Here is a 24711-nt window from a genome sequence, read left to right as displayed (position 1 = left end):
CGACGCCCGCGTGGCAGCATGCGGGGCATGAAGCTGCACGAACGCATCGAGGGCCGGCTGCGCGAGTTCGTCGACCGGCAGCCCATGTTCTTCGTGGCGACGGCTCCCCTGGCCGCCGACGGCCACGTCAACCTCTCGCCCCGCGGCGTCCCCGGCACCTTCGGCGTGGTCGACGACCACACGTTCGCCTGGCTCGACGCCACCGGCAGCGGCAGCGAGACCATCGCGCACCTGCGCGAGAACGGCCGCGTCACGATCATGTTCTGCGCGTTCGACGGCCCGCCGAACATCGTCCGGCTGCACGGCACCGGCCGCGTCGTGACCCGGTACGACGACGGGTACGCGGCGCTCGCGGGTCGGTTCGTCGAGGTGCCCGGCGCCCGCGCGGTCATCGTGGTCGACGTCGACCGCGTCTCCGACAGCTGCGGCTGGGGCGTGCCGCTCATGGCGTACGAGGGCGAGCGGGACCTCATGGGCCCCTACTTCGAGCGCAAGGGCGAGGCCGGACAGCAGGAGTACCGGCGTCGCAAGAACCTGACGAGCATCGACGGTCTCCGCGCCTTCGACGACGACCCGGCCGAAGCCCCCGCCGACGAACTGGCCGCCCGCCCGGCCCCTGCCACTCAGTAACCCGTACCGGTCTTGGCCTGCATCCGCTCGATCGGGTGCGCGCCGCCCTTGAGGTCGAGGGTCGTGCAGGCATCCTCGATGTCCTGGGTCAGCCGGTCCACCTGGGCCCGGCTCATCGTCTCCTTGACCAGGGCGCGGAGGATCTTCACGTCCTGCGCGTCGGGCGGGAGCGTGTACGCCGGCACCATCCAGCCGCGCTCCGCCGAGAGCTGCCAGGCGATGTCCGACTCGTCGTACCCTACGTGGTCACCCGCCAGCCGGAAGGCGACCAGCGGCAGCTGCTCGGCGTCGTCGCCGATCACCTCGAACCGCCCCGTGGCGCGCAGGTTGGCCGCCAGCACCCGCGCGTTCTGCTGCATCTGCTTCATCACGTACGTGTAGCCCTCACGGCCGAGCCGCACGAAGTTGTAGTACTGGGCCAGCACCATCGCCGCGCCGGTCGAGAAGTTGAGCGTGAAGGTCGCATCCGTCTTGCCGAGGTAGTTCTCGTAGAACACGAGATCCTTCGCGAGGTCCGACGTCTCGCGGAAGACCAGCCAGCCGATCCCGGGATAGACCAGGCCGTACTTGTGGCCCGACACGTTGATGGACCGGACCTGCTCCAGCCGGAAGTCCCACGGCGAGTCGGGGTACAGGAACGGCCAGACGAAGCCGCCGCTCGCGCCGTCGACGTGCATCGGGATGTCGAGCCCACGCTCAGCCCGGACGTCCAGGAGCAGCCGGTTGATGCCGACGATGTCGTCCATGTGCCCCGTGAAGGTGGTGCCGAGCACGGCCGCGACGCCGATCGTGTTCTCGTCGAGGTACGGGGCCACGTCGTCCGGCCCGATCGTGTACTTGTCCTTCGCCAGCGGGATGATCCGGGGCTCGACGTCGAAGTAGCGGCAGAACTTCTCCCAGACCACGTGCACGTCCCCGCCGAAGACCAGGTTGGGGCGGTCGACCGGCTGCCCGGCCGCCTCGCGGCGCTCCTTCCACTTCCACTTCAGCGAGAGCGCACCCAGCATGATCGCCTCCGACGACCCCTGGGTGCGGCACCCGGTGGTCTCCCCGGGGGCGTGGAAGAGGTCCGCGAGCATCCGCACGCAGCGCTGCTCGATCTCCGCGGAGATCGGGTACTCCGCGTGGTCGATGAAGTTGCGGTGCAGGTTCTCGGCGATGATCCGCTGCGCCTCGGGCTCCATCCAGGTCGTGACGAAGGTCGCCAGGTTGCGCATCGGGTCGCCCTCGAGCGCCAGGTCCTCATCCAGCATCCGCATGGTGTCGGTGGGACTCATTCCCACGGCCGGGAACACCGTGGAGGGTGCCTCCTCGGTGAGGAATCGGTTGCCGTAGAGCGCCGTCGTGCGCTCGTCGCGCGTGCCCATGTTTTCGAGTCAAGCACGGCGCCCTGGCCCCGGCGACCCGGGGCCGGGCGAACTTCGCCCGGCGCCCGCGGGATCGGTTCGCAGGGTCAGCGGTCCGGGCGTTCCGCGAGCTGCAGCCCTCCGCCGACGACGAAGCAGACCGCCCCCGCGAACGTGCCCCAGTTGACCAGGCCCAGGTCGACCACGGTCGACGTGGCCGGCCGGGTGAAGGCGGCGAGCCCGGCGAGGAAGAAGAAGACCGAGCCGACCTGGTTGACCGCCACCACCCACCAGCCGAGCTCGCGCGGCCGCAGCCCGATGCGCCCGTGACAGACCTCGACCAGGGCCAGGTGCCCCGAGACGAGGAAGCAGACGCAGCCCACGATGTCCGGGAACCAGACCCAGCTGTCGGACTGCCGGGCCGTGAGGCCGGAGGCGAACGCGGCGACCAGGCTGACCCCGAAGAACAGGGTCCCGGCGAACAGCACCGCCGCGCTGAGCCAGCCGATCTGCCGCGGCCACCACGCCCACCACCGCCACCTGGTGGTGCGCAGCGTGCCGCGTTCGTCGATGTCGGTCGGCAGGTTCGACGCCTGCACCACCGAGGCGTAGCCGCCGGCACTGAAGAACACCCCGCCGACGAGGTAGACCGTGTCGACGACCCGGACGTTCCCGGCGCCGAACTGGGCCAGCAGGGGGCCGAGGGCGAACAGGGACCCGCCGATCATGAAGGCGATGCCCGCCGCGAGGTTCGTCCGGGCCAGCCGGGTCGCGGTCGCGGGTTCGGCGCCGACGACGCGGGTCACGTTCCCGTCGGCGTCCCGGATCTCGACCCGGCCGCGGCGGCGTGCCGCGCGTGACGCCCAGCGGACCGAGGAGCCGTCGACGAGGTGCCAGGTCATCCGGGTGACGAACCCGCCCGAACGCTCGACCCGGCCCAGCGCCCACCGCGCCGGGCGGGCGATACGCAGGCCGTGCGGCGCGTCGTCAGCCACCTTCCGAAAGTAGCACCCGGGCCTTCCTCGGCCGATGCCGGCCGGACCCGCCCCGTCGGGGAGAATGCGCCCATGCGACTTCTGCTGCTGCGCCACGGACAGACCCCCTCGAACGTGGAAGGCCTGCTCGACACGGCGCACCCCGGGCCGGGCCTGACCCGGCTCGGCGAGCGGCAGGCCGCTGCCGTCCCCGCGGCGCTGCGCGACCGGCAGATCGACGCGATCGCCGTCTCCTCGCTGGTGCGGACGTCGTTCACCGCGGCGCCCATCGCCCAGGAGCGCGGCCTCGAGCCGCAGGTGCTGGACGGCCTGCGCGAGATCGACGCCGGCGACCTGGAGATGGCCGGCGCGCACGAGGCGCACCTGCGCTACCTCGACACGGTCTTCGGCTGGGCGCGCGGGGACGTCGGCCGCGCGATGCCCGGCGGCCCGGACGGCGTCGCGTTCCTCGCCCGGTACGACGACGCCGTCGCGCAGCTCGCCGCCCAGGGGCTGGAGAGTGTCCTCGTGGTCTCGCACGGCGCCGCGATCCGTGCGTGGGCGGCGGCGCGCGCGACGGACGTCGACGTCGACCACGCCGAGCGGACGCCGCTGGCGAACACCGGGCTGGTGGAGGTCGAGGGCGATCCCGTGGGCGGCTGGCGCGTGACCTCCTGGAACGCCGAGCCCGTAGGCGGGGCCGAGCTGGCTCCGCTGGTGGGGGAGGACCCGACGGGGGAGCCCGTCGAGCCCTGACGCCCCTTCACGTCGTGCCGACGTCGTGCCGGACGCCCGTGGCGACGGCCCCGAGCTTGTCCGGGTTGGCCACGTTGTGGATGGCCGTGATGCGGCCCTCGGCGTCGACGTCGAACGTGACCGTGGAGATGACGCGGCCGGCACCGCTGAACAGCATGCCCGGCCCGCCGTTGATCTCGACGAGCTCCGCCCGCATGTCGGCTGGGTCGATGCCCTGATAGGTGACCGTCCCCAGCGCCGCGAACCAGCCGGCCACCGTGTCCGCGCCCACCACGGGCTTCAGCGCCTGGCGGACCTTGCCGCCGCCGTCGGTCCACAGGGTGACGTCGGGCGACAGGAGCTCCAGCAACGCGTTGAGGTCGCCGCCGGTCGTGGCCGCGAAGAACCGCTCGGTCACCTCGCGCTGCCGGGCCCGGTCGGCGCTGTACCGCGGACGCCGGGCCTGCACGTGCTCGCGGGCCCGGTGCGCCGCCTGTCGCACCGCCGGCTCGGTGCGCTCCGTGGCCTCGGCGATCTCGGCATGGCTGAAGCCGAAGACGTCCTTGAGCACGAACACCGCCCGTTCGAGCGGGCTCAGCGACTCGAGCACGACGAGCATCGCCATCGAGACGGACTCGGCGCTCACTGCGGCGTCGGACGCGTCCCCGCCGGTCAGGATCGGCTCCGGCAGCCACGGGCCCACGTAGGTCTCGCGCTGGTGCCGGGTGGAGCGCAGCCGCTCCAGCGCCAGGTTGGAGACGATCCGCGTCAGGTAGGCCTTGGGGTCGGCCACCTGGGACCGGTCCGCGGAGGACCACCTGATCCATGCGTCCTGGACCGCGTCCTCGGCGTCGGCGGCGCTGCCCAGCAGGCGGTAGGCCACGGAGAACAGCAGCCGGCGGTGGTCCTGGAAGGCCTGCTGCCCGGGTGCGATGTCCTGCCCGGGTGCGACATCGTTCATCGCGCCGCCTCCCGGGTGAAGCGCCCGCCGGTGGGCCAGAACGCGCCGGAGGCGGGAACCTTCTTCATGCGGCCGTACGTGGGCCAGGGTGATGCGGTCACGGTCTCCTTGTACCGCATCGCCGTCCGCCCGGTCAGGCTGATCCGGCGCGGGCTGTCGTCCGGGTGCGTGAACTGGACCACGGCGTCCGCCCGGCCCAGGCTCACCGGCGTGTGGTAGTAGCCGAAGCGGAACGGCTTGGGCTCCTTGCCGCGCACCAGCCGGTCGATCGACAGCGCGGCGTGCACGCCGGTCGGCATGCCGCCCTGGCAGGTGCCGTGCATGACGCCGTAGCCCTGCCGGATCGCGGCCGCGTCCCCGATCGCCCAGACGTCCGGGTGCGACACCGAGCGCAGCGCCGCGTCGGTGACGATCCGCCCGCGGTCGTCGACCTCCAGGCCCGCGACGGCCGCCAAAGGGGACACCCGCGCGCCCCCTGTCCAGAGCACGACGTCGGCGGCGACGCGCTCGCCACCGGCCAGCTCGACGGCGTCGGGCCGCACCCGCACCGCGTCCGCGCCGGTGCGGACGGTGACGCCCAGGCGGTCGAGGGCGCCCCGCAGGTACGTCCGGGCCCTCGCGTTCAGCGTGGCGCCGGGCTCGGTGCGGCCCACCAGGACGACGGCGAGGTCCGGCCGCTGCTCGGCGATCTCCGCGGCCGACTCGACCCCCGTGAGCCCGGTGCCCACGACCACCACGGTGCCGCCCCGGAGCTGGCCCAGCCGGTCGGCCAGCAGCTCGGCGTCCTGTGCGCCGCTCAGGGTGTAGGCGTGGTCGTCGGCCCCCGGGACCTGCGCCGTGTCGGCCGCGCTGCCCAGCCCGTACACCAGGGTGTCGTAGGGCAGCACGCGGTCGTCGTCGATCCGCACCGTCCGTGCGTCGGCGTCGACCGCCGTCACCCAGCCGCGGACGAACCGCGCGCCCGTGCCGTCGAGCATCTCCGGGATGCTCAGCTCCGCGACCTGCTGCCCGGTCGCCGTCATGTGCAGCCGGAGCCGCTCGGTGAACCGCTCCTGCGCGTTGACGACGGTCACCTGCACCGCTCCGCCGCGCCGGGTCCGGGCGGCGAGCTGCACGGCCGCCGCCATGCCCGCGTAGCCCGCTCCCAGGATCACCACCCGGTGGGCGGTGGTGGCAGTGGCGGTGGTAGCAGCGGTGTTGGCGGTGGTGCCGGCGTCGGTTCGCTGTGCGCTCATGGTTCCTGCTCCTCGGGTCGGTCTCATTCGATGGTGTTGCCCGGTAGATGGAGGCAGGCCGCCCGTCCGTGACATCCGTCCGGTGTGACGCGTGACACAGCTCGACGGGTCCCGGGATCTCGTGAGTACAGCATTCCGTGAATACACGATCCCGTGTACTGTCGCGCCCATGACCGAGACGATCGCCGCGTCGGTGACGCTGACCCATACCGCCGCCCTCGCGCGGCTCGGGCACGCGCTGTCCGACGAGACGCGCACCCGCATCCTGCTCGCGCTGCGCGAGGCGCCCGCCTACCCGTCCGACCTCGCCGACGCGCTCGGCGTCTCCCGGCAGGTGATGTCCAACCAGCTCGCCTGCCTGCGCGGCTGCGGGCTGGTGGAGTCCGTCAAGGACGGACGGCATTCCTGGTACCGCCTCGCGGACACCCGGCTCGCGCCCGCACTGGGCGACCTGCTCGGCCTGGTGCTGGCAGTCGACCCCGCCTGCTGCGGCCCCGACTGCACGTGCGCATGACAGTGCTCCCCGTGCCCCGGCCGCCGAGCGCCGCCCGGCGTACCGTGCTGGCCCGCCGCATCCGCTGGGTCGTGGCCGCCACGATCAGCTACAACGTGATCGAGGCGGCGGTCGCCCTGGCCGCCGGGCACACGGCCTCCTCCAGCGCGCTGATCGGGTTCGGCCTGGACTCCGTGGTCGAGGTGCTGTCGGCGGCCGCCGTCGCCTGGCAGTTCGCGGGCCGCGACCCGGAGGCACGCGAGCAGGTCGCGATGCGCCTGATCGCCGTCTCCTTCTTCGGCCTGGCCGCGTTCGTCACCGTCGACGCCGCCCGCGCCCTGCTCGGCGCATCCTCGCCCGAACACTCCACGGTCGGCATCGTCCTGGCTGCCGTCAGCCTGCTCGTCATGCCGGGGCTGTCCTGGTTCGAGCGCCGCACGGGGCGCGAGCTCGGCTCCGCCTCCGCCGTGGCCGACTCCCGGCAGACCCTGATCTGCTCCTACCTCTCGGCGGCCCTGCTCGCCGGGCTCCTGCTCAACAGCCTGCTCGGCTGGTGGTGGGCCGACCCGGTCGCGGCCGTGGTCATCGCGGGCTTCGCCGTCCGCGAGGGCTGGGAGGCGTGGCACGGTGACGCCTGCTGCACCCCCGTGGCCCAGCTCGTGGGCGAGAGCGAGCGCGGGGCCGATCGCGGCGGCGAGCGCACGAGTGAGCAGGGGTGCAGCGACGACGGCTGCTGCTGCGGGAGCTAGCCCGCGACGCCGAGCTCCGGCGGCAGGTCGCCGTCGTGCCGCACCACCAGCGACGTGACCGCGCGGGTGAGGCAGACGTAGAGGCGGCGCAGGCCCGTGGCGTGGTTCGGCTCGGCGGCGACGATCGCGGCCGGGTCGTGCAGCACCACGTGGTCGAACTCCAGACCCTTCGCCAGGGACGCGGGCACCAGGTCTAGGTGGACGTCGAACTCCGAGGAGTCGTCCGGCTCCGCGCCGTCGCCCGCGTCGTCGTCCCCGGCGGCGCCTCCCGTGGCCGGGACGGCGTCCTCCTGCTCGCCCACGACGGCGAAGGTGAGCCCGACGGCGGCGAGCGTCTCGCGGACGTCCGGCACGGCGGCATCGGGCACGATGAGGCCGACCGAGCCCTCCAGGTCGGAGATGCCGACGCCGACGAGCACGTCGTCGAGCGGCTCCGTGGTGAACCGGAGCCGGCCCTTGGCACGCCGGACCGCGGTCGGCGGCTCCAGGCCGGGGGCGATGCTGGGCAGCAGCCGGGCAGCGAGCTCGATCACGTCGGCCGGCACGCGGAAGCCCGCCGTGAGCTGTTCCACGTACCCGTCCGGCTTGGCCAGGTGGCGCAGCACGTCCGCCCAGTCGCGGGCTGCCCACGGCGTCGTGGCCTGGGCCAGGTCGCCGAGCACGGTGAGCGAGCCGGTGGCGGCGCGCCGGCCGAGGGAGCGCAGCATCATCGCGGACAGGTCCTGCGCCTCGTCGACCACGATGTGCGCCACCGACGTGGTCCGGTCCAGCAGGTCGGCGATCTCGTCGAGCAGCACGAGGTCCGCCGTCGTCCAGCGGGCGGAGCCGGCGGCGCGGGGCGGTCTGGCCCAGGTCAGGAGGGCCTGCTCCGCGTCCGTCAGGACGTCCTCGGCGCACTCGGCCAGGAACTCCGGGTCGGAGTACAGGCGGAACAGCAGCTTGCGCGGGTCCACCGCGGGCCAGACGGCCGCGGCGTAGTCGCGGACCGGCTTGGTGCGGGCGAGCACGTCCCAGGCCTTGTCGTCGAGGGCGTCACCGGTCTCCTCGATCTGTACGAGCACCCGGTGCGCCAGAGCGTGCCGCAGCTGGGCCGCGCCGAGCGCGTACGGCACGTTCCGGCTCATGACCTGCTCCACGGCCTCGCGCGCCTCGTAGGCCGGGACCCGCCAGCGGAACGAGCCGCGCGGCAGCACGAGGGTCTCCTCCGGGGTGGCGACGTGCGACCAGACGGCGCGGCGCAGCACCTCGGCGAGCCGGCCGTCGCCCTTGAGGGTCGCGACGTCGGCGGGATCCGTGGCGCGGACCGGGGCGTGGCCGCTCACGATCTCCTCGATCGTCGCCTGCGTCGCGTGGATCTCGCCCAGGGCGGGCAGGACGTCGCGGATGTACCGCAGGAAGCTCTTGTTCGGCCCGACGACGAGCACGCCGCGGCGGGTGAGCTGGTCGCGGTGCGCGTACAGGAGGTACGCCGCGCGGTGCAGGCCCACCGCCGTCTTCCCCGTGCCCGGCGCGCCCTGGACCACGAGCGTGCGTTCGAGCGGCATGCGGACGATGACGTCCTGCTCGGGCTGGATCGTCGCGACGATGTCGCGCATGGGGCCGGAGCGCGGCCGCTCGATCTCGGCCTCGAGGATCTCGGAGTGCGTGCCGCCGTCACCCTGCTCGCCCTGTTCCCCCAGGTCGGCGCGGGTCAGGGTCTCGTCCTCGAACGCCGTCAGGTGGCCGCGGGCGAACCCGTACCGGCGCCGGGCGGTGATGCCCATCGGCTCCTTGGCCGTGGCGCGGTAGAACGGGGTGCTCACGGGGGCCCGCCAGTCCACGACCATCGGCTCGCCGTCCGGGTCGGACACGTGACGGCGTCCGATGTGGAAGGTCTCGCCGGCCGCGAGGTCGATGCGGCCGAAGAACAGCGGGATCTCCGGGTCGTCCGTGAGCTGCTCCATCCGGCGCGCGAGCGTGGCCTCCAGGACCTCGGCGCTCACCCAGTCGCCCGCGTAGCTGCCGTCGAGCGCGGCGACCTTGTCGCGCATCCGGCCGAGCTGTGAGCGGGCCTCGGCCAGGAACTCCCGCTCCGTGGCGAGCTCGGACGCGTCGGCGGGCATGGGAGGTCCTCCAGGGTGGGTGAGCGGGGTGGGCGAGCGGGGTGCATGAGCAGGGGTCCGTGCGGCCGTTCGGCGCGCGAGGCGCTCGTGCGAACAGCCGCGTGAGTCTAGTGCCCGGGACCTGAACGTGGCGGCATATTTTCTTGACCAGGTCGGTAGCTCGGCCGGTCAGGAACCATATGTCCTTCGAGTCCGTTTCCACTGTCGCGCCAACCTGCCCCACGGTACGGTCGGTGCACCGCCCGGCCTAACGAGGAGCCTCAGTGTCGTCCGACGAGCTGCCCCAGGAGTTCCAGATCGACGTGCCCGACGAGATGGAGACCGGCGTACCCGCCGACTTCGCCTCGGTGTGGCACACGCCGACGTCGTTCATCCTGGACTTCATCGCCGTGAAGCAGCCGCCGAGCCCCGTCTCGGACCCGGAGTCGGGAGAGGTCACGTCGATCACCGTGCCGGGCCGGGTGGTTTCGCGCGTGCGCATTCCTCCGCAGCAGGTGTTCGAGCTCGCCAAGGCACTCACTATGCAGCTCGATGCATGGGAGAAGGAAAGCGCACCGAACGTTCGCAATCCCGGTGCCTCCGAAGGCCCGGACGGCCCCAATCGGTCGTCGGAGAATTGATTCCGGTGAATTTTTTTCTTGGACGTATGTCCAACTCGGTATCTTTATGTCCGATCTGACCGGGAGTCTTGTGCTAGTTTGCCCGGAGAAATACTGGGTTATACCAGTGCGGCCTTGGAAATGTAACCCTTCCAGGCTGTTCCACTTGCGATCTTCACGGATGTAGGCTGCCCGTGATCGCGACGAAGGCGTTGCAATCTCCCAGAGTTGCCCGGGGGGTCGGGTGACCCGTTCCGGCGGCCATGTCGGGGAGCAATGAACAGGGGCGATGCAAGTGAGCAACACCGAATTCGACAACAGGGGGCGCACGGGCGGGATCCTGTTCGAGGAACAGGCTCGCACGAGCGTCGTGAGCATGTGGGGAGAGATCGATGTCTCTTTGCGCGGTGAGTCGAGTGCTGCCATAGCCAACGCCCTCGAGCGGGCCAAGGCGGTGGTCATCGACACGTCCAAGGTGACGTTCATGGACTCGACCGGCGTCGCGTTCCTCATGCAGATGTACACCTACGGGACGCAGGAGGGCCTGACCGTCAGCCTTCCGGAGCCGCCGCCGGTGGTCCGGAACGTCATCGAGATGCTCGGGGTCGACGCGCTCTTCGCGCACCCCGCGCACCGCGGCGCGGCGCGCGAGGCCTGACCGCGCCCGGCCCGGAGGCCGGGCGCCCGCCTCAGCGTCCGGCGGCCAGGGCCGCGGCCCCGACGATGCCGGCCGCGTTGCGCAGCTGCGCCGGGACGATCGGCGCCCGCAGGTGCAGGTGCGGCAGGTACTTCTCGTGGTGCTTGCTGACGCCGCCCCCCACGACGATGAGGTCGGGGGAGATCAGGTCCTCGACCACCCCGAAGTACCGCTGCAGCCGCTCGGCCCAGTCCTCCCAGGACAGGTCCTCGCGCTCCCGCGCGGAGTCGGCGGCGCGCGACTCGGCGTCGTGCCCGTCGATCTCCAGGTGGCCCAGCTCGGTGTTGGGCACCAGGATGCCGTCGACCACGAGGGCCGACCCGATCCCCGTGCCGAGCGTCGCCACCAGCACCACGCCGTCCGCGTCGCGCGCGGCGCCGTAGCGCACCTCGCCCACGCCCGCCGCGTCGGCGTCGTTCACCGCGACGACGTGGCGCCCGGTCGCGCGCTGCACGAGCGCGGGCAGGTCCACGCCGGTCCAGGACTGGTCGAGGTTCGCCATGGAGCGCACCACGCCGTGCTGCATCGGGGCGGGGAAGGCGACGCCGATGGGGACGTCGTCGGGCAGGTGGTACGTGTCGACGAGCTCCGCGAGCACGTCCGCCACGGCCTGCGGGGTGGACGGTTGGGGCGTGGGGATGCGGGTCCGCTTCTCCGCGTACTCGCCTGCCGTGAGATCGACGGGCGCACCCTTGATCCCCGAACCTCCGATGTCTATGCCGAACGCCAGGTCGCTCATGTCAGGATCGTCTCATGAGCACCGAGGAGCAGTACTGGTACAACACCGAGACCCGGGCGGTCGAAGTGGGACGCCGTTCGTCCTGGTCGCACCTGATGGGTCCCTACAGCACCCGGGCCGAGGCCGAGCGGGCGCTGGAGAGCGCGCGCTCGCGCAACGAGTCCTGGGACAAGGAGGACGAGGACTGGCGCAAGAACTAAGCGCCGGCCGCCGTGTCAGGCGTACAGGTCACCCGGGTGACCTGTCCGTCTGACACGCTACGCCCGACGACGCGCGTCACTTCTCGAACGAGTGCGCCTCGTCCGGGAACGAGGCGTCCTTGACCTCGGAGACGTAGTCCTCCGCGGCCTGCTGCAGCGCCGAGCCGAGCTCGGCGTAGCGCCGGGCGAACTTCGGCGACCAGTCGGTCATCCCGGCCATGTCCGTCCACACCAGCACCTGGCCGTCGCAGTGCGGCCCGGCGCCGATGCCGATGGTGGGGATGCGCACGATCTCCGTGATCCGTGCGGCGACGTCGGTGGGCACCATCTCCAGCACGACGGCGACGGCGCCGGCCTCCTCGACGGCCTTCGCGTCGTCGGCCAGGCGCTCGACGGCGTCGTCGCCCCGGCCCTGCACGCGCGGCCCGCCCAGCAGGTTCTCCGACTGCGGCGTGTAACCGAGGTGCGCGACGACGGGGATGCCGGCGTCGGTGAGCGCCCGGATCTGCGGGGCGGAGCGGACGCCGCCCTCCAGCTTGACGGCGTCGGCGCCGGTCTCCTTGAAGATCCGCACCGACGTCTCCAGCGCCTGCTGCGGCCCGGCCTCGTACGAGCCGAACGGCAGGTCGATCACCACGAACGCGCGCTTGGTGGCCCGCGCGACGGCGCGGGCGGCCGGGATCATGTCGTCCACGGTCACGGGGATCGTGCTGGTGTGCCCGTGCATGACGTTCCCGATGGAGTCGCCCACCAGCAGGATGTCCAGGCCGGCCGCGTCGAAGATCGCGGCGGTCACCGCGTCGTACGCGGTGAGCATCGCGAGCTTCTCACCCTTGGCCTTGGCCTCGGCCAGATGGTGCACGCGGACCCTCTTGGGACCCTGAGTGGGTGAGGTGTGGGCGGACATGGTCCTCCTGTGGTTCGAACGGCCTCGGTGCCGCTGGAAAGCCTACGACCGGTCGTCCATGCTCGGTACACGCACCTGTAACAGGTTTAGTGCAAGATGGGCCCATGGACAGGCAGCAGGAGTTCGTGCTCCGCACGGTCGAGGAGCGCGACATCCGCTTCATCCGGCTTTGGTTCACCGACGTGCTCGGCGTGCTGAAGTCGGTAGCTGTGGCACCCGCCGAGCTCGAGTCGGCGTTCAGCGAGGGCATCGGCTTCGACGGCAGCGCCATCGAGGGGCTCACCCGGGTCTTCGAGGCGGACATGGTCGCCAAGCCGGACCCGACCACCTTCCAGGTGCTCCCGTGGCGCGGCGAGCGGCACGGTACGGGCCGCATGTTCTGCGACATCCTGACGCCGGACGGCGAGCCGTCGCTGGCGGACTCGCGCAACGTGCTCAAGCGCACCCTCGCCAAGGCGAGCGACCGCGGGTTCACCTTCTACACGCACCCCGAGGTCGAGTTCTACCTGTTCAACCAGCTCACCAAGTCGGACCCGAAGCTGGAGCCGGTGGACCAGGGCGGGTACTTCGACCACCTGGCCCGGGGATCGACGCACGACTTCCGCCGTGCCGCGATCACGATGCTGGAGTCCATGGGCATCTCGGTCGAGTTCTCGCACCACGAGGCCGGCCCCGGCCAGAACGAGATCGACCTGCGGTACGCCGACGCGCTGACCACCGCGGACAACCTCATGACGTTCCGCACCGTGGTCAAGGAGGTGGCGCTCGAGCAGGGCGTCTTCGCGTCCTTCATGCCCAAGCCGCTGGCCGACCAGCCCGGCTCCGGCATGCACACGCACGTGTCGCTGTTCGAGGACGACCGCAACGCGTTCTACGAGCCCGGCGCCCAGTTCGAGCTGTCCAAGACGGCGCGCCAGTTCATCGCGGGCCTCATGGTGCACGCGGGCGAGATCACCGCCGTCACCAACCAGTACGTCAACAGCTACAAGCGGCTCTGGGGCGGGCAGGAGGCCCCGAGCTACGTGAGCTGGGGCCACAACAACCGCTCGGCGCTGGTCCGCGTGCCGATGTACAAGCCCGGCAAGGGCAACTCCGCGCGCATCGAGTACCGCGCGCTGGACTCGGCCGCCAACCCGTACCTCGCGTTCGCCGTGATCCTCGCGGCCGGCCTCAAGGGCATCGAGGAGGGCTACGACCTCCTGGACCACACCGAGGACGACGTCTGGGAGCTGACGCCGGCCGAGCGCCGCGCGCTGGGCATCGCGCCGCTGCCGCGCGACCTCGACGAGGCCATCCAGTTCATGGAGAAGTCCGAGCTCGTGGCCGAGACCCTCGGCGAGCACGTCTTCGACTACTTCCTGCGCAACAAGCGCGAGGAGTGGGAGGCGTACAGCGCCCAGGTGACGCCGTTCGAGCTCAAGCGGTTCCTCCAGCTCTGACAGGGGTGCTGCACCCCCCCGCCCGCGTCGTAGGGTCGGGGGGTGCAGAGCCGCCGACCCGAGACCCTGACGACCCATCTGATCCGGGCCGGGTTCGCCGACCTCACCCGGTCCGCCGCGCTGTGGCGCGACCCCGACCTGGTCGCCGTCCTCGACAGCCGCCGCCCGGACGACGGGGCGGGCCGCGCGGCCGGCCCCGACCGCGGTGCGGTCGTCCTGGAGCCCGCCGACGTGGCGCTCCTGCGCTCGCTCGCCGGCGTCGCCGACCCCGACCTGGCGCTGCTCCAGCTCGTCCGGCTCGCGGCGGCCGCCCCGGACCGGCTGCGCCAGGTCCTCGCGGCCTTCGGGCCGGCCGACTCCGCCCCGGACAACGGGGGACCTGCCAACGGGAAACTTGCCAACGGCGGCACGGACACCGGGACGGCCACCGGGACCGGCTCCGGCCCGGCCGACGACGACGCGCCCCGCCCGACCGCCGTCGACCGGCTGCTGCGCGTGCTGGGCTCGTCCTCGGCGCTCGGCGACGAGCTGGTCCGCCACCCCGCGCTGCTCGACCTGATCCGCGACCTCACCCCGGGCACCGGCGTCCCCGCCGAGGACGTGCGCGCCGAGCTGCTGCGCGCGATCGACGCTGACCCGGACTCCGCCGAGCCCGTCGCGGGCACCCACCCTCAGACGGGGCAGGCGGCGCCGGACGAGGGCGCCTCGCCGTCGTACACGGACCGGCTGCGCCGGGCGTACCGCGCCCGCCTGCTGCGGATCGCGGCGACCGACGTCACCGCGTCCGAGCCGACGGCGGTGCTGCCCGCCGTCGCGGCGGCGCTCGCCGACCTGGCGGCCGCCGCGCTGGAGGGCGCGCTCGCCGTGGCGCGCTCCGAGGAGGAGGACCACGCGGCCGGCGTCCGCCTGGCCGTGCTCGGCATGGGCAAGACCGGCGGGCGGGAGCTGAACTACATCTCCGACGTGGACGTCATCTACGTGGCCGAGCCGGGCGTGCTGCCCGACGGCGCGCCCGCGTGCGACGAGGACCACGCCCTGCGGGTCGCCACGCGGCTCGCGGGCCGCCTGGCCCAGGTGTGCTCGGGCGCGTCGGCGGAACCCGCGTTGTGGCAGGTCGACGCGGCGCTGCGGCCGGAGGGCAAGCAGGGGCCGCTCGTGCGCACCCTGGCCAGCCACGTCGCGTACTACGAGCGGTGGGCCGTGACCTGGGAGTTCCAGGCGCTGCTCAAGGCGCGTCCCGTGGCGGGCGACCTGGCGCTGGGGGAGGCGTACGTCGCCGCCGTCGGGCCGCTGGTGTGGCAGGCCGTGGAGCGACCGAACTTCGTCGAGGACGCCCGCGCGATGCGCAAGCGCGTCGAGGACAACGTGCCGGTGGCCGAGGCCGACCGGCAGATCAAGCTCGGCAAGGGCGGCCTGCGCGACGTCGAGTTCACCGTGCAGCTCCTGCAGCTCGTGCACGGGCGCGCGGACGAGGACATCCGGTCGAGAACCACGCTCGACGCCCTCGCGGCGCTGTCCCGGGGCGGTTACGTGGGGCGCGAGCACGCCCGCCGGATGGGGGAGTGCTACCGGTTCCTGCGGGCGCTGGAGCACCGGATCCAGCTCTTCCGCCTGCGCAGGACCCACCTCATGCCGACCGCCGAGGCGGAGCTGCGGCGGCTGGCCCGCGGGCTGGGGCAGGGCGGCGCGGACGACCTGGTCAAGACCTGGCGGTCCGTGCGGCGTGAGGTGCGCGACCTGCACGAGGCCGTCTACTACCGGCCGCTCCTGCCGGCCACGGCGCTGCTGTCCACGAGCGAGGCCTCGCTCGCGCCGCGCGCGGCCATGGCCCGGTTCGCGGCGATCGGCTACCGCGACCCGGCCGGCGCGATGCGCCACGTCCAGGCCCTGACCGACGGCGTCTCGCGGCGCGCGGCGATCCAGCGGCAGCTCCTGCCGGTGCTGCTCGGCTGGTTCGCCGAGGGCGCCGACCCCGACGAGGGGCTGCTCGCGTTCCGCAAGCTGTCGGACACGCTGGGCTCGACCCACTGGTACCTGCGGCTGCTGCGCGACTCCGCGGAGGCGGCGTCGCACCTGGCCCAGGTGCTGTCCTCGTCGCGCTACCTCGCTGAAGCGATCGGCAGGTCGCCGGAGTCGGTGCGCTGGCTGGCGCAGTCCGACTCGCTGGCGCCGCGGGGCGCGCGGCGGCTGGCCGCGGAGGCGGACGCGCTGCTCGGACGCGCCCAGGAGGTGGACGCGGCCACGATCGCCCTGCGCGCGCTGCGCCGCCGCGAGCTGGCCCGCACGGGCGTCGCCGAGGTGCTGGGCGAGCTCGGGCCGGTCGACGCCGCGCGGGCGATCTCGGACGCCGCCGACGTCGTCCTGGCGGGCGGGCTGCGCATCGCGGAGCACGAGGCCCGCGGCGAGCGGAACATCGCGCGCGGGGACGAGCCCGCCCGGCTGCTCATCGTCGCGATGGGCCGGCTCGGCGGCCAGGAGATGGGGTACGGCTCGGACGCCGACATCATGTTCGTCTACGAGGCGGTGGGCGGCGCAGGCGACAAGGAGGCCAACGACTACGCCCTGACGGTCGCGAAGGGCATGCGGCGCATCCTCACCGCCGTCGGGCCGGAGCCGGGCCTGCCCGTGGACGCCGACCTGCGGCCCGAGGGCCGCAACGGGCCCCTGGTGCGCTCCTTCCAGTCGTACGTCGAGTACTACAGCCGCTGGTCCTCGCCCTGGGAGGCCCAGGCGCTGCTGCGGGCCCGTGCCCTGTCGGGCACGCTCAGCGTCGTCGCGGCGGGCGGCCCGGACGAGGGTGCGGTCGCGGCCTCGCTGTCGGACGGCGGAGACGGGCTGCCGGACGGCGGGAGCGAGCTCGACCTCGGCCCCGGCGCCGAGGGCGGCCGGTCGCTGGGCGCGCGGTTCACCGAGCTCGTCGACCCCCTGCGCTACCCGGAGGGCGGGCTGGACGCCGCCGTGCTGCGTGAGGTACGGCGCATCAAGGCGCGCGTCGAGTCGGAGCGACTGCCGCGCGGGGCCGACCCGGCGCGGCACCTGAAGCTGGGCCGGGGCGGGGTCTCCGACGTCGAGTGGACCGTGCAGCTCCTGCAGCTCCAGCACGCGTACGAGGTGCCGGGCCTGCGGACCACGGGGACGGTCTCCGCGCTCCAGGCCGCGAACGAGGCCGGCCTGCTGACCGACGACGACGCCGAGGTGCTGCTGGAGGCCTGGGTGCTCGCGTCCCGGCTGCGGTCGGCGATCGTGCTGTGGTCCGGGCGGACGACGGGCGCCGGCGTCGACATGCTGCCGCACGACAGCCACGCCCTGACCGGCATCGCCCGCCTGCTCGGCGACGTGGGCACAGGCCCGGAGCTGGAGGAGCTGTACCTGCGGCTGGCCCGGCGGGCGCGCGCCGTGATGGAGCGGGTGTTCTACGGGGCGGAATGACGTGCGCGCCGACGGCGGTCTCGGCGTCCGTCAGGCGGTCAGACCCGCGCGGGTCGCGACCTCCTTGGCGACCTCGGCGGGCCGCAGGGTCGTCGTGTCGATCACCTCGGTGCGTGCGGTGAGCCAGGGGAGGGCCGCGCGGTAGTCGGCGGCGCGGTGGCGGCGCCAGCCCACGCCGTCGTCGTCGATCGTGATCTCCTCGATCGTGGCGTTCGTGACCGTGTCGCCGGCGATCCGCCGCTCGTGCTCGTCGGGGGTGCAGTCCAGCGTGAACGCCTTGAGCGCCACCCCGGCGGCCGCCAGGCCCGACGTGATCTCGTCCCAGTACTGCTCCACGACCACCGTCTGCGGGGCCACGATCGTGCGGCCGGTGTGGCGGTCCAGCGACGTCAGCGCCGCCACGACCAGCTCGCGCCACGGCCGCCAGTCCTGGAAGTCGCTGACCGGCTCGATGCCCGACAGCGTGGGCACCAGGGGTGGGCCCATCGACTCCGGGTCGAACACCACCGCTCCCGGCAGGAGCGCGTCGAGCTCAGCCGCCGTCGTGGTCTTGCCGCCGCCAAAGGGTCCGTTGAGCCACACGATCATGCGGGCAGGTTAGCGCGGGCCGACCCGTCCCGGCCGGTCTGGCCCGTCTGGTCGGCTCCTCGTGCCTCGGTGCCTCGGTGCCTCGGTGTTGAGCACAGCAGTTGCTGCCATGACCAGGCTCCTCCTGGCAGCAACTGCTGTGGTCAACACCGAGGCCGCTGGGAAAAGGCCAGGACCGGGGGCGTCAGGGGTCGTTAGCGTGGCGGCGTGGCCGCTCCTGTTCCGTTCCGCCCGATTCCACTCGACCTCGACGACGTGCGGTACGAGCTCGGGCCCGACTCGCGACGGCGTCCTGAGGTCCCGCCGGGCGAGACCGTCGAGCTGCGCCTGGACGACAGCGCCGTCTACCCCGGCACGACCCGCCGCGTGTGGATCCACGTGCCCGACGGCGTCGATGCGGCCGCCGTCGACCTTGCCGCCGTCGACCCAGCCGCCCACGACCTCGCCGAACCCGCCGGGCTCCTCGTGTTCCAGGACGGCTGGTGGTACCTCGACCCCGACGGCGACGTCCGCGGCGGCATCGTGCTGGACAACCTGGTGCACGACGGCGCGATCCCGCCGACGATCGGCGTCTTCGTCGACCCCGGCCTCTTCGCGGACCGAGCAGATCCCGCCGCGCGCAAGAACCGCAACACCGAGTACGACGCCGCCGACGACCGCTACGTCACCTTCCTGCTGACGGAGGTGATCCCGGAGGTCCGCCGCCGGTACGCCGTCAGCGACGACCCGGACCGCTGGGGCATCGTGGGCGGCAGCAGCGGCGGGAACTGCGCGTTCACCGCCGGATGGCACCGCCCCGACTGGTTCCGCCGCGTCGTCGGCTTCCTGTCGAGCTTCGCCCAGATGCCCGGCGGCAACCCCTACCCCGCCGCGCTCGCCGCCGAGCCGCGCAAGCCGCTGCGGATCTTCCTCCAGGCCGGGCACCGCGACCTCGGCTGGGACCGGCCCGAGCGCAACTGGCTCGCCGAGAACCTGCGGGTCGCGGCGGCGCTCGCGGAGGCCGGCTACGACTTCCGGCTCGTGCTCGGCGACGGCGGCCACAACCCGAACCACGCCGGCGTCCTGCTGCCCGACGCGTTGCGCTGGGCGTGGCGGGACGCGGCGCCGTCCGACTCGGTCACCGCCCCGCCGTCCGCCGTGGTAACCGGCCCGACCACCGCCCCGCAGTCCGTCCCGCCGTCCGACCCGATCACCGAAGGAGCGCACCGATGACCCGACCGGGGCACCTGCCCGGCTGCCTCGTGCTCACCGGCACACCCGGCGCGGGCAAGACGACCGTGTCCCAGCTCGTGGCCGAGCGGCTGCCGCGGGCTGCCCGGGTGGACGGTGACGTGTTCGGCCTGATGCTGGTCAGCGGCCGCGCGAACATGATCGACGAGCAGGGCAGCTGGAATCCCGGGCCCGACGGCCTGGCGCAGCTGCGGCTGCGCGCCACGGCCGCCTGCTCCACCGCGGACGACTTCGCGGACGCCGGGTTCACGCCGGTGGTCGACACCGTCGTCGAGACCCGGGCGGAGCTGCGCTACGTGCTCGGCGCGCTGCGGGTGCGGCCCCTGATGCTGGTGGTGCTGTGCCCGTCGCTGGAGGTGGCGCGACACCGGAACGCGACGCGAGCGCCTGAGACCAGGGTCGACTACGACGTCGCGCCCCTGGCGCGGAACCAGCGGCGCGAGCTGGGCGACCTCGGCTGGTGGCTGGACTCCGGCGAGCAGACGCCGGAGCAGACCGCCGACCTCATCGTGGCCGAGGCCGCGCGCCGGGCCGCGGTGACAGCCGACGACCTGGAGCGGCCACGGCCCGGGGCCGACCGGCCTGGCTTCACGGCCGGGCTCGCCTGACACCCGACCGGCACCGACCCGAATAAAGCGTTGCCGCGACCTCGGTCGGACGGGCAAGGTCGGGGCAACCCGAGAGATTGGAACACCGATGACAGCTGTCGCGCCCCGTGCCCTGACCCACCTGACCACGGACGTGACTGCTTTTGTCGTACCTCAACCTCGGGATCGTCGCTCATGTCGACGCCGGTAAGACCAGCCTGACCGAACGCCTGCTGCACCACTCGGGCGTGACCGACCGCCTCGGTTCCGTCGACGGCGGCGACACCCTGACCGACTCGCTCGCGCTGGAGCGCGAGCGCGGGATCACCATCCGCGCGTCCGTGGCGTCCTTCCCCGCGGGAGACGTCACCGTCAACGTGCTGGACACCCCGGGCCACCCCGACTTCATCGCCGAGGTGGACCGCAGCCTCGCCGTGCTCGACGGCGCGGTGCTCGTGCTGTCCGCCGTCGAGGGCGTGCAGGCGCAGACCCTCGTGCTGATGCGCGCCCTGCAGCGGCTGCGGCTGCCCGTGATCGTGTTCGTGAACAAGATCGACCGACGCGGCGCGCGCCCGGAGGCGGTGGCCGACGCCGTCGCGCGCCGCCTCAGCCCCGACGTCCTGCCGGTGCAGCGGGTGCTCGACGCCGGCACGCCCGCCGCGCGCGTCGAGCCCCTGCCGGACGACGGCCTACGGGCCTGGCTCGCGGGGGAGTCGCGGCGCGGGGCCGCGCACCCCGTGCTGTTCGGGTCGGCGGTGACCGGCGTCGGCGTGCCGGAGCTGGCCGCCGCGCTGGGGACGTACCTGCTGGTCGTGGCCGACGGCGGCTCGGGCGGTGAGTCGGACGCCGGGTCGGGCGGGGACCCGGGCGCGCCGTCCGGCGTCGTCTTCGCGATCGACCGGGAGGGTGGCCGCAAGCGGGCGTTCGTCCGGATGCGGTCCGGCGCGCTGCGGGTCCGGGACCGGATCGACCTGGGGCACGGGAAGTCCGAGCGGGTCACCGGGCTGCACGTCGCGCACCGCGGCACGCTCGACCCGCGGTCGGCGGCGCGGCCCGGCCAGATCGCCGTCGTGCAAGGGCTGGCGACGGCGCGCGTCGGCGACGTCGTCGGGCCGCAACGGCCGGGGGACGAGCGGGCGAGCCAGTTCCCGCCGCCGTCGTACGAGACGGTGGTGGACGCCGAACCCGCCGCGCGCGGGCGGCTGTACGCCGCGCTGTCCGCGCTCGCGGAGCAGGACCCGCTCATCCGGGTGCGGCGTCGCGACGAGGAGATCACCGTCTCGCTGTACGGCGAGGTCCAGCGCGAGGTGCTGGCTGCGATCCTGCAGCGGGAGTACCGCGTCGACGCGCGGTTCGGCGCGGTGCGGACGGCGCGCACCGAGCGGCTGGTCGGCACCGGGCACGCGCTGGAGATCAAGAAGCAGGACGGCAACGAGTTCCATGCCACGATCGGGCTGCGGGTCGAGCCCGCGACCCCGGGGAGCGGCGTGACGTTCGAGCTGGAGTGCGAGCGCGGGTCGATGCCGCCCGCGTTCTTCGACGCGACCGAGGACACCGTCCGCCGCGAGCTGGCCCGCGGACCCCTGCACTGGCCGGTCCCGGACGCCCGCGTGGTGATGACCCACTCGGGTTACTCGCCCCGGCAGAGCCACATGCACCAGAAGTTCAACAAGGCGATGTCCAGCACCGGGGCCGACTTCCGCGGGCTGGCGCCGCGTGTGCTCGCGGCGGCGGTCCGCCGGGCGGGGACGGTGGTGTGCGAGCCGGTGCATCGGTTCGTGATCGAGCTGCCGGAGGACACCGTCGGCCCCGTGGCGTCGCTGGTGGGCCGGCTGGGCGGGGTACCGTTCGAGTCACGCGTGGGGAGCGGTGGCATCGTCGTGATGCGCGGCGAGATCCCGGCCGGGAGCGTCGCCGCGCTCCAGCGGGACCTGCCGGGCCTGACCCACGGGGAGGGCATGTGCCGCACGGAGCACGACCGCTTCGAGCCGGTCCGGGAGGTGGTGCGGGCGTGAGGTGGTGGTGTGCCGGGCGGCGTGCGCTGCCGGCTGCGCTGCCAGCTCCGCTGCCGCCGCTGCCAGCTCCACAAATCGGGCATGCAGTTGCTGCCAGGATCGCTGCGGTCCTGGCAGCAACTGCATGGTCAACTCCGGCCCTCACACCGCCCGAGTCACGCCGGTCGTCGGCGGCACCCGCGGCACCCGCGGCGCCCCGCCCCCGCCGCCGTCCGACCTCGCCCGCAGGAACAGCTTGATGATCTCCTCGATCACCAGCAGGCTCAGCGCCAGCGCGATGCATACGCCCCACTGCCGCCCGTCGAGCTCGGTCGTCCCGAAGACCCGTTCGAGCAGCCCGATGGTGGTCACAGCGACGATCGCCAGCAGTGCCAGGCCGTACCGTCGCAGCTGGGCGGCGCCGGGGATGGCGTCCCGGTCGAAGATCGTGCCGAGCTGGTCACGCGACAGCAGGCCCGCGACGACGTGGAAGAGCGACAGCGTGGTGAGCAGCATCGTCGACGCGACCACCGTCCCGGCGTCGGCCCCGATCTGGTACGCCCACAGGGAGCCGGCCGTCATGACGACGCCCTGGACGCAGAGCCGCACCCAGGCCGCGCGGGACAGGACCGGTGCCCCGACCGGGCGCGGCGGGCGGTCCATCAGGCCCTTGGTGGGCTGGTCGAAGCCGAGCGCGATCGCGATCGGGATGTCCACGACCATGTTGAGCCACAGGATCTGCAGGGGGTTCAGGGGCGTGCCGGCCGCGATGTTCAGGATGCCGGCGAGCAGGAAGATCGCGATGTACGCGACCAGCGTGGACATCTGGAAGCGCAGGTACTTCACGAGGTTGTCGTAGAGGCTGCGGCCGTAGGAGACGGCGCCCACGATGGTCGCGAAGTTGTCGTCGGTCAGGATCATCACCGCGGCCTCCTTGGAGACCTCGGTGCCGGTGATGCCCATTGCGACGCCGATGTCGGCGGCCTTGAGCGCGGGCGCGTCGTTGACGCCGTCGCCCGTCATCGAGACGACGTTGCCCGAGCGCTTGAGGAGCTGCACCAGCCGGATCTTGTCCTCGGGCGCCACGCGTGCGATCACGCCGATGTCGTGGAGCTGGGCCAGCAGCTCGTCGTCGGTCAGGTCCGCGAACTCGTTGCCCGTCAGGGCGCGGCCCTCGATGCCGAGCTCCGTGGCGATCGCCGCGGCGGTGGTGGCGTGGTCGCCGGTGATCATCCGCACCCGGATCCCCGCGGAGCGGCACTCGGCGATCGCCGCCTTCGCCTCCGGCCGCGGCGGGTCCACGATGCCCACCATCGCGAGCAGTGTCAGGTCGGTGACCAGGGCGATCAGGTTCCGGCCGCTGACGCGCGCCGCCTCGAACGTCGCGGGGTCGACGTCCCGCTGGGCCACGACCATCACCCGCTCGCCGGAGTTCGCCATCCGGTCGTTCGCGTCCAGCGCCAGGCCGCGGTTCTGGTCGGTGATCGGCACCACGGCGCCGTCGGGGGACCGGTAGGCGGCGCCGCGGCCGATCAGCACGTCCGGGGCGCCCTTGACGTAGCAGCGCACCACGGGGCGTCCGGCGTCGTCGGTCATCTCGTGGAACGTCGCCATGAACTTGTACTCGGAGTCGAAGGGCACCTCGGCGACGCGCGGGAAGTCGCGGCGGGTCTCGTCGATGTCCAGGCCGCCCTTGGCGCCGAGCACGATGAGCGCCCCCTCGGTGGGGTCGCCGATGAGGTTCTCGCCGTCGAGCACGGCGTCCGCGCACAGCACCATGGGCAGCAGGTACGGGTCGAGGTCGATGCGCGAGCCGCCCACATGCCTGATCTCGCCGGCGGTGCCGTAACCCTCGCCCGTGACGGTGAAGGCGTTCTGCCCGGGGATCGCCAGCTCGCGCGCGGTCATCTTGTTCAGCGTGAGCGTGCCCGTCTTGTCCGAGCAGATGGCCGACGTCGAGCCGAGCGTCTCCACCGCGGGTAGCCGCTTGACGATCGCGTGGCGCCGTGCGATCTCGCGGGTGCCCATGGAGAGCAGGGCGGTCACGACGGCGGGCAGGCCCGTCGGGATCGCGGCCACCGCCAGCGCCACGCCGGTGATGAACAGCGTGTCGAACGACTCGCCCCGCACCAGCCCCAGCACCACCACGAACACCAGGGCGACGGCCGCGATGGTCGCGATGATCTTGGACAGGCCGTCGAGCTGCTTCTGCAGCGGCGTCTTGTCCGTCTCGGTGCCGGCCAGCAGGTTCGCGATGTGCCCGATCTCGGTGTTCATGCCCGTCGCGGTGACCACCATCTCGCCGCGGCCGCGCGTGACCGCGGTGTTCATGTAGGCCATGCAGGTGCGGTCGCCCAGCGGGACGTCGTCGCCCGCCACCGGGTCGGTCGACTTGCCGACCGGGAGGCTCTCCCCGGTGAGTGCGGCCTCCTCGATCTCCAGGGTGGCGGCGAGCGTGATCCGGCCGTCCGCGGGCACGCGGTTGCCGGCCTCCACCAGGACGACGTCGCCCGGCACCAGCTCACCGGCGTCGACCTCGACGGCCTGTCCGTCGCGCCGCACCCGCGCGACCGTCTTCATCATCTTGGCCAGCGCCGCGACGCTCTGCTCGGCCTTGGCCTCCTGCCGCAGGCCGATGACGGCGTTGAACAGCGTCAGCCCGGCCAGCACCAGCGAGGTGCCGACGTCGCCGGTGACCAGGAGATTCACGACCGCCGCGACCAGCAGGACGATCTGCATGAAGTCGCGGTACTGGCGCCCGAAGGCCTGCAGCGGCGACTCCTTCTTGGCCGCGGTCAGCCGGTTGGGCCCGTACATCTGCAGCCGCCGGCCCGCCTCGGCCGGGGGCAGCCCCTGCACCACGTCGACATGGAGCCGGTTGGCGACCTCGATCGCGTGGGTGGACGCCGGGTCCACCGAGATCCGGCCCACGGTCCGCGACATGGTCGCCTCCAGCGCGCTCCATCGGGCGCACCCCGGGGCAGGGCGGCGCCTCGTCCGCAAGGCCACGATGGCGGACGGCGGCCCGCGGGACCTCCCCCGAAACGGGCGACCGTGGTCCGGGCCCGGTGGTCGCG

21 protein-coding genes are annotated in these 24711 nt (G+C 73.0%); 12 read left to right on the top strand and 9 right to left on the bottom strand.

Translation table 11 applies throughout. The features are described 5' to 3' along the window. Positions 1-27 precede the first annotated feature (27 nt). A complete protein-coding gene (locus ACH45N_RS20790; protein ID WP_397397316.1) occupies positions 28-630 on the top strand; it encodes a pyridoxamine 5'-phosphate oxidase family protein in 603 nt (200 codons plus the stop codon). On the opposite strand, the gene ACH45N_RS20785 is transcribed toward ACH45N_RS20790, so the two are convergent. Together ACH45N_RS20785 and ACH45N_RS20780 are read right to left on the bottom strand one after the other, a co-directional pair. Then, the gene (locus ACH45N_RS20785) at positions 624-1997 is read right to left on the bottom strand and encodes a glutamate decarboxylase (RefSeq protein ID WP_397397314.1); all 1374 of its coding nucleotides are present in this window, start codon (positions 1995-1997) and stop codon (positions 624-626) included. The genes ACH45N_RS20790 and ACH45N_RS20785 overlap by 7 nt on opposite strands. Before the next feature lie 86 nt (positions 1998-2083). Then, complete coding sequence (locus tag ACH45N_RS20780; protein WP_397397312.1) at positions 2084-2971, bottom strand: hypothetical protein; 888 nt, start codon at positions 2969-2971, stop codon at positions 2084-2086. Positions 2972-3043: 72 nt separating this feature from the next. Here ACH45N_RS20780 and ACH45N_RS20775 point away from each other — a divergent pair, with 72 nt between their 5' ends. Continuing rightward, positions 3044-3706, top strand: coding sequence for a histidine phosphatase family protein (locus ACH45N_RS20775; RefSeq protein WP_397397310.1), 663 nt, complete (start codon positions 3044-3046; stop codon positions 3704-3706). A 7-nt stretch (positions 3707-3713) separates the two neighbouring features. Here ACH45N_RS20775 and sigJ read toward each other — a convergent pair whose 3' ends face one another. Together sigJ and ACH45N_RS20765 are read right to left on the bottom strand one after the other, a co-directional pair. Beyond that, on the bottom strand, positions 3714-4646 hold the full coding sequence (sigJ, locus tag ACH45N_RS20770) for an RNA polymerase sigma factor SigJ (RefSeq protein ID WP_397397308.1): 933 nt from the start codon (positions 4644-4646) through the stop codon (positions 3714-3716). Beyond that, positions 4643-5881: an NAD(P)/FAD-dependent oxidoreductase gene (locus ACH45N_RS20765; protein ID WP_397397306.1), complete on the bottom strand. Its 1239-nt coding sequence runs from the start codon at positions 5879-5881 to the stop codon at positions 4643-4645. The genes sigJ and ACH45N_RS20765 overlap by 4 nt, the downstream gene beginning before the upstream one ends. A gap of 169 nt (positions 5882-6050) precedes the next feature. Between ACH45N_RS20765 and ACH45N_RS20760 the strand changes: the two genes are divergently transcribed. Both ACH45N_RS20760 and ACH45N_RS20755 read left to right on the top strand, forming a co-directional pair. Then, positions 6051-6395, top strand: coding sequence for an ArsR/SmtB family transcription factor (locus tag ACH45N_RS20760; protein WP_397397304.1), 345 nt, complete (start codon positions 6051-6053; stop codon positions 6393-6395). Next, positions 6392-7123 (top strand): cation transporter, encoded by a 732-nt coding sequence (locus ACH45N_RS20755; protein WP_397397302.1) that lies wholly within the window; start codon positions 6392-6394, stop codon positions 7121-7123. Before ACH45N_RS20760 ends, ACH45N_RS20755 begins: the two co-directional genes overlap by 4 nt. Here ACH45N_RS20755 and ACH45N_RS20750 read toward each other — a convergent pair. Continuing rightward, the gene (locus ACH45N_RS20750) at positions 7120-9225 is read right to left on the bottom strand and encodes a HelD family protein (protein WP_397397300.1); all 2106 of its coding nucleotides are present in this window, start codon (positions 9223-9225) and stop codon (positions 7120-7122) included. The genes ACH45N_RS20755 and ACH45N_RS20750 overlap by 4 nt on opposite strands. A 263-nt stretch (positions 9226-9488) precedes the next feature. Between ACH45N_RS20750 and ACH45N_RS20745 the strand changes: the two genes are divergently transcribed. Both ACH45N_RS20745 and ACH45N_RS20740 read left to right on the top strand, forming a co-directional pair. After that, positions 9489-9845, top strand: a complete 357-nt coding sequence (locus ACH45N_RS20745; protein WP_285104248.1) for a DUF3467 domain-containing protein — start codon at positions 9489-9491, stop codon at positions 9843-9845. Positions 9846-10113: 268 nt separating this feature from the next. Beyond that, positions 10114-10482, top strand: a complete 369-nt coding sequence (locus ACH45N_RS20740) for an STAS domain-containing protein (RefSeq protein WP_397397297.1) — start codon at positions 10114-10116, stop codon at positions 10480-10482. A 31-nt stretch (positions 10483-10513) separates the two neighbouring features. On the opposite strand, the gene ppgK is transcribed toward ACH45N_RS20740, so the two are convergent. After that, positions 10514-11260, bottom strand: coding sequence for a polyphosphate--glucose phosphotransferase (ppgK, locus tag ACH45N_RS20735; protein ID WP_397397295.1), 747 nt, complete (start codon positions 11258-11260; stop codon positions 10514-10516). A 14-nt stretch (positions 11261-11274) separates the two neighbouring features. On the opposite strand from ppgK, the gene ACH45N_RS20730 reads away from it, so the two are divergent. Next, on the top strand, positions 11275-11460 hold the full coding sequence (locus ACH45N_RS20730) for an SPOR domain-containing protein (protein WP_397397293.1): 186 nt from the start codon (positions 11275-11277) through the stop codon (positions 11458-11460). Positions 11461-11536: 76 nt separating this feature from the next. Here the strand turns inward: ACH45N_RS20730 and panB are convergent, their stop codons facing one another. Then, positions 11537-12367 carry a 3-methyl-2-oxobutanoate hydroxymethyltransferase gene (panB, locus tag ACH45N_RS20725; RefSeq protein ID WP_397397291.1) on the bottom strand — a complete coding sequence of 277 codons (831 nt, stop codon included), beginning with the start codon at positions 12365-12367 and terminating at the stop codon, positions 11537-11539. A 104-nt stretch (positions 12368-12471) separates the two neighbouring features. Between panB and ACH45N_RS20720 the strand changes: the two genes are divergently transcribed. Both ACH45N_RS20720 and ACH45N_RS20715 read left to right on the top strand, forming a co-directional pair. Beyond that, positions 12472-13806, top strand: coding sequence for a glutamine synthetase family protein (locus ACH45N_RS20720; RefSeq protein ID WP_182617795.1), 1335 nt, complete (start codon positions 12472-12474; stop codon positions 13804-13806). Positions 13807-13848: 42 nt separating this feature from the next. Beyond that, positions 13849-17235 (top strand): bifunctional [glutamine synthetase] adenylyltransferase/[glutamine synthetase]-adenylyl-L-tyrosine phosphorylase, encoded by a 3387-nt coding sequence (locus tag ACH45N_RS20715; RefSeq protein WP_397397288.1) that lies wholly within the window; start codon positions 13849-13851, stop codon positions 17233-17235. A gap of 30 nt (positions 17236-17265) precedes the next feature. On the opposite strand, the gene ACH45N_RS20710 is transcribed toward ACH45N_RS20715, so the two are convergent. Next, positions 17266-17823 carry a hypothetical protein gene (locus tag ACH45N_RS20710; protein ID WP_397397286.1) on the bottom strand — a complete coding sequence of 186 codons (558 nt, stop codon included), beginning with the start codon at positions 17821-17823 and terminating at the stop codon, positions 17266-17268. A gap of 207 nt (positions 17824-18030) precedes the next feature. Here ACH45N_RS20710 and ACH45N_RS20705 point away from each other — a divergent pair, with 207 nt between their 5' ends. The 3 genes from ACH45N_RS20705 (at position 18031) to ACH45N_RS20695 (ending at position 21655) form a co-directional block, all read left to right on the top strand. Further along, entirely contained in the window at positions 18031-19035 is a 1005-nt protein-coding gene (locus ACH45N_RS20705) for an alpha/beta hydrolase (RefSeq protein WP_397397284.1), read from the top strand. Then, a complete protein-coding gene (locus ACH45N_RS20700) occupies positions 19032-19661 on the top strand; it encodes an AAA family ATPase (RefSeq protein WP_397397282.1) in 630 nt (209 codons plus the stop codon). Before ACH45N_RS20705 ends, ACH45N_RS20700 begins: the two co-directional genes overlap by 4 nt. A 143-nt stretch (positions 19662-19804) precedes the next feature. Next, positions 19805-21655: a GTP-binding protein gene (locus ACH45N_RS20695; RefSeq protein ID WP_397397280.1), complete on the top strand. Its 1851-nt coding sequence runs from the start codon at positions 19805-19807 to the stop codon at positions 21653-21655. Between the two features lie 141 nt (positions 21656-21796). Here the strand turns inward: ACH45N_RS20695 and ACH45N_RS20690 are convergent, their stop codons facing one another. Next, a complete protein-coding gene (locus tag ACH45N_RS20690) occupies positions 21797-24577 on the bottom strand; it encodes a cation-translocating P-type ATPase (RefSeq protein ID WP_397397278.1) in 2781 nt (926 codons plus the stop codon). Between the last annotated feature and the right edge of the window lie 134 nt (positions 24578-24711).

This window comes from Promicromonospora sp. NPDC019610, assembly GCF_044389365.1.
GTDB lineage: Bacteria > Actinomycetota > Actinomycetes > Actinomycetales > Cellulomonadaceae > Promicromonospora.
This window is presented reverse-complemented; position numbering and strand designations above follow the sequence as displayed.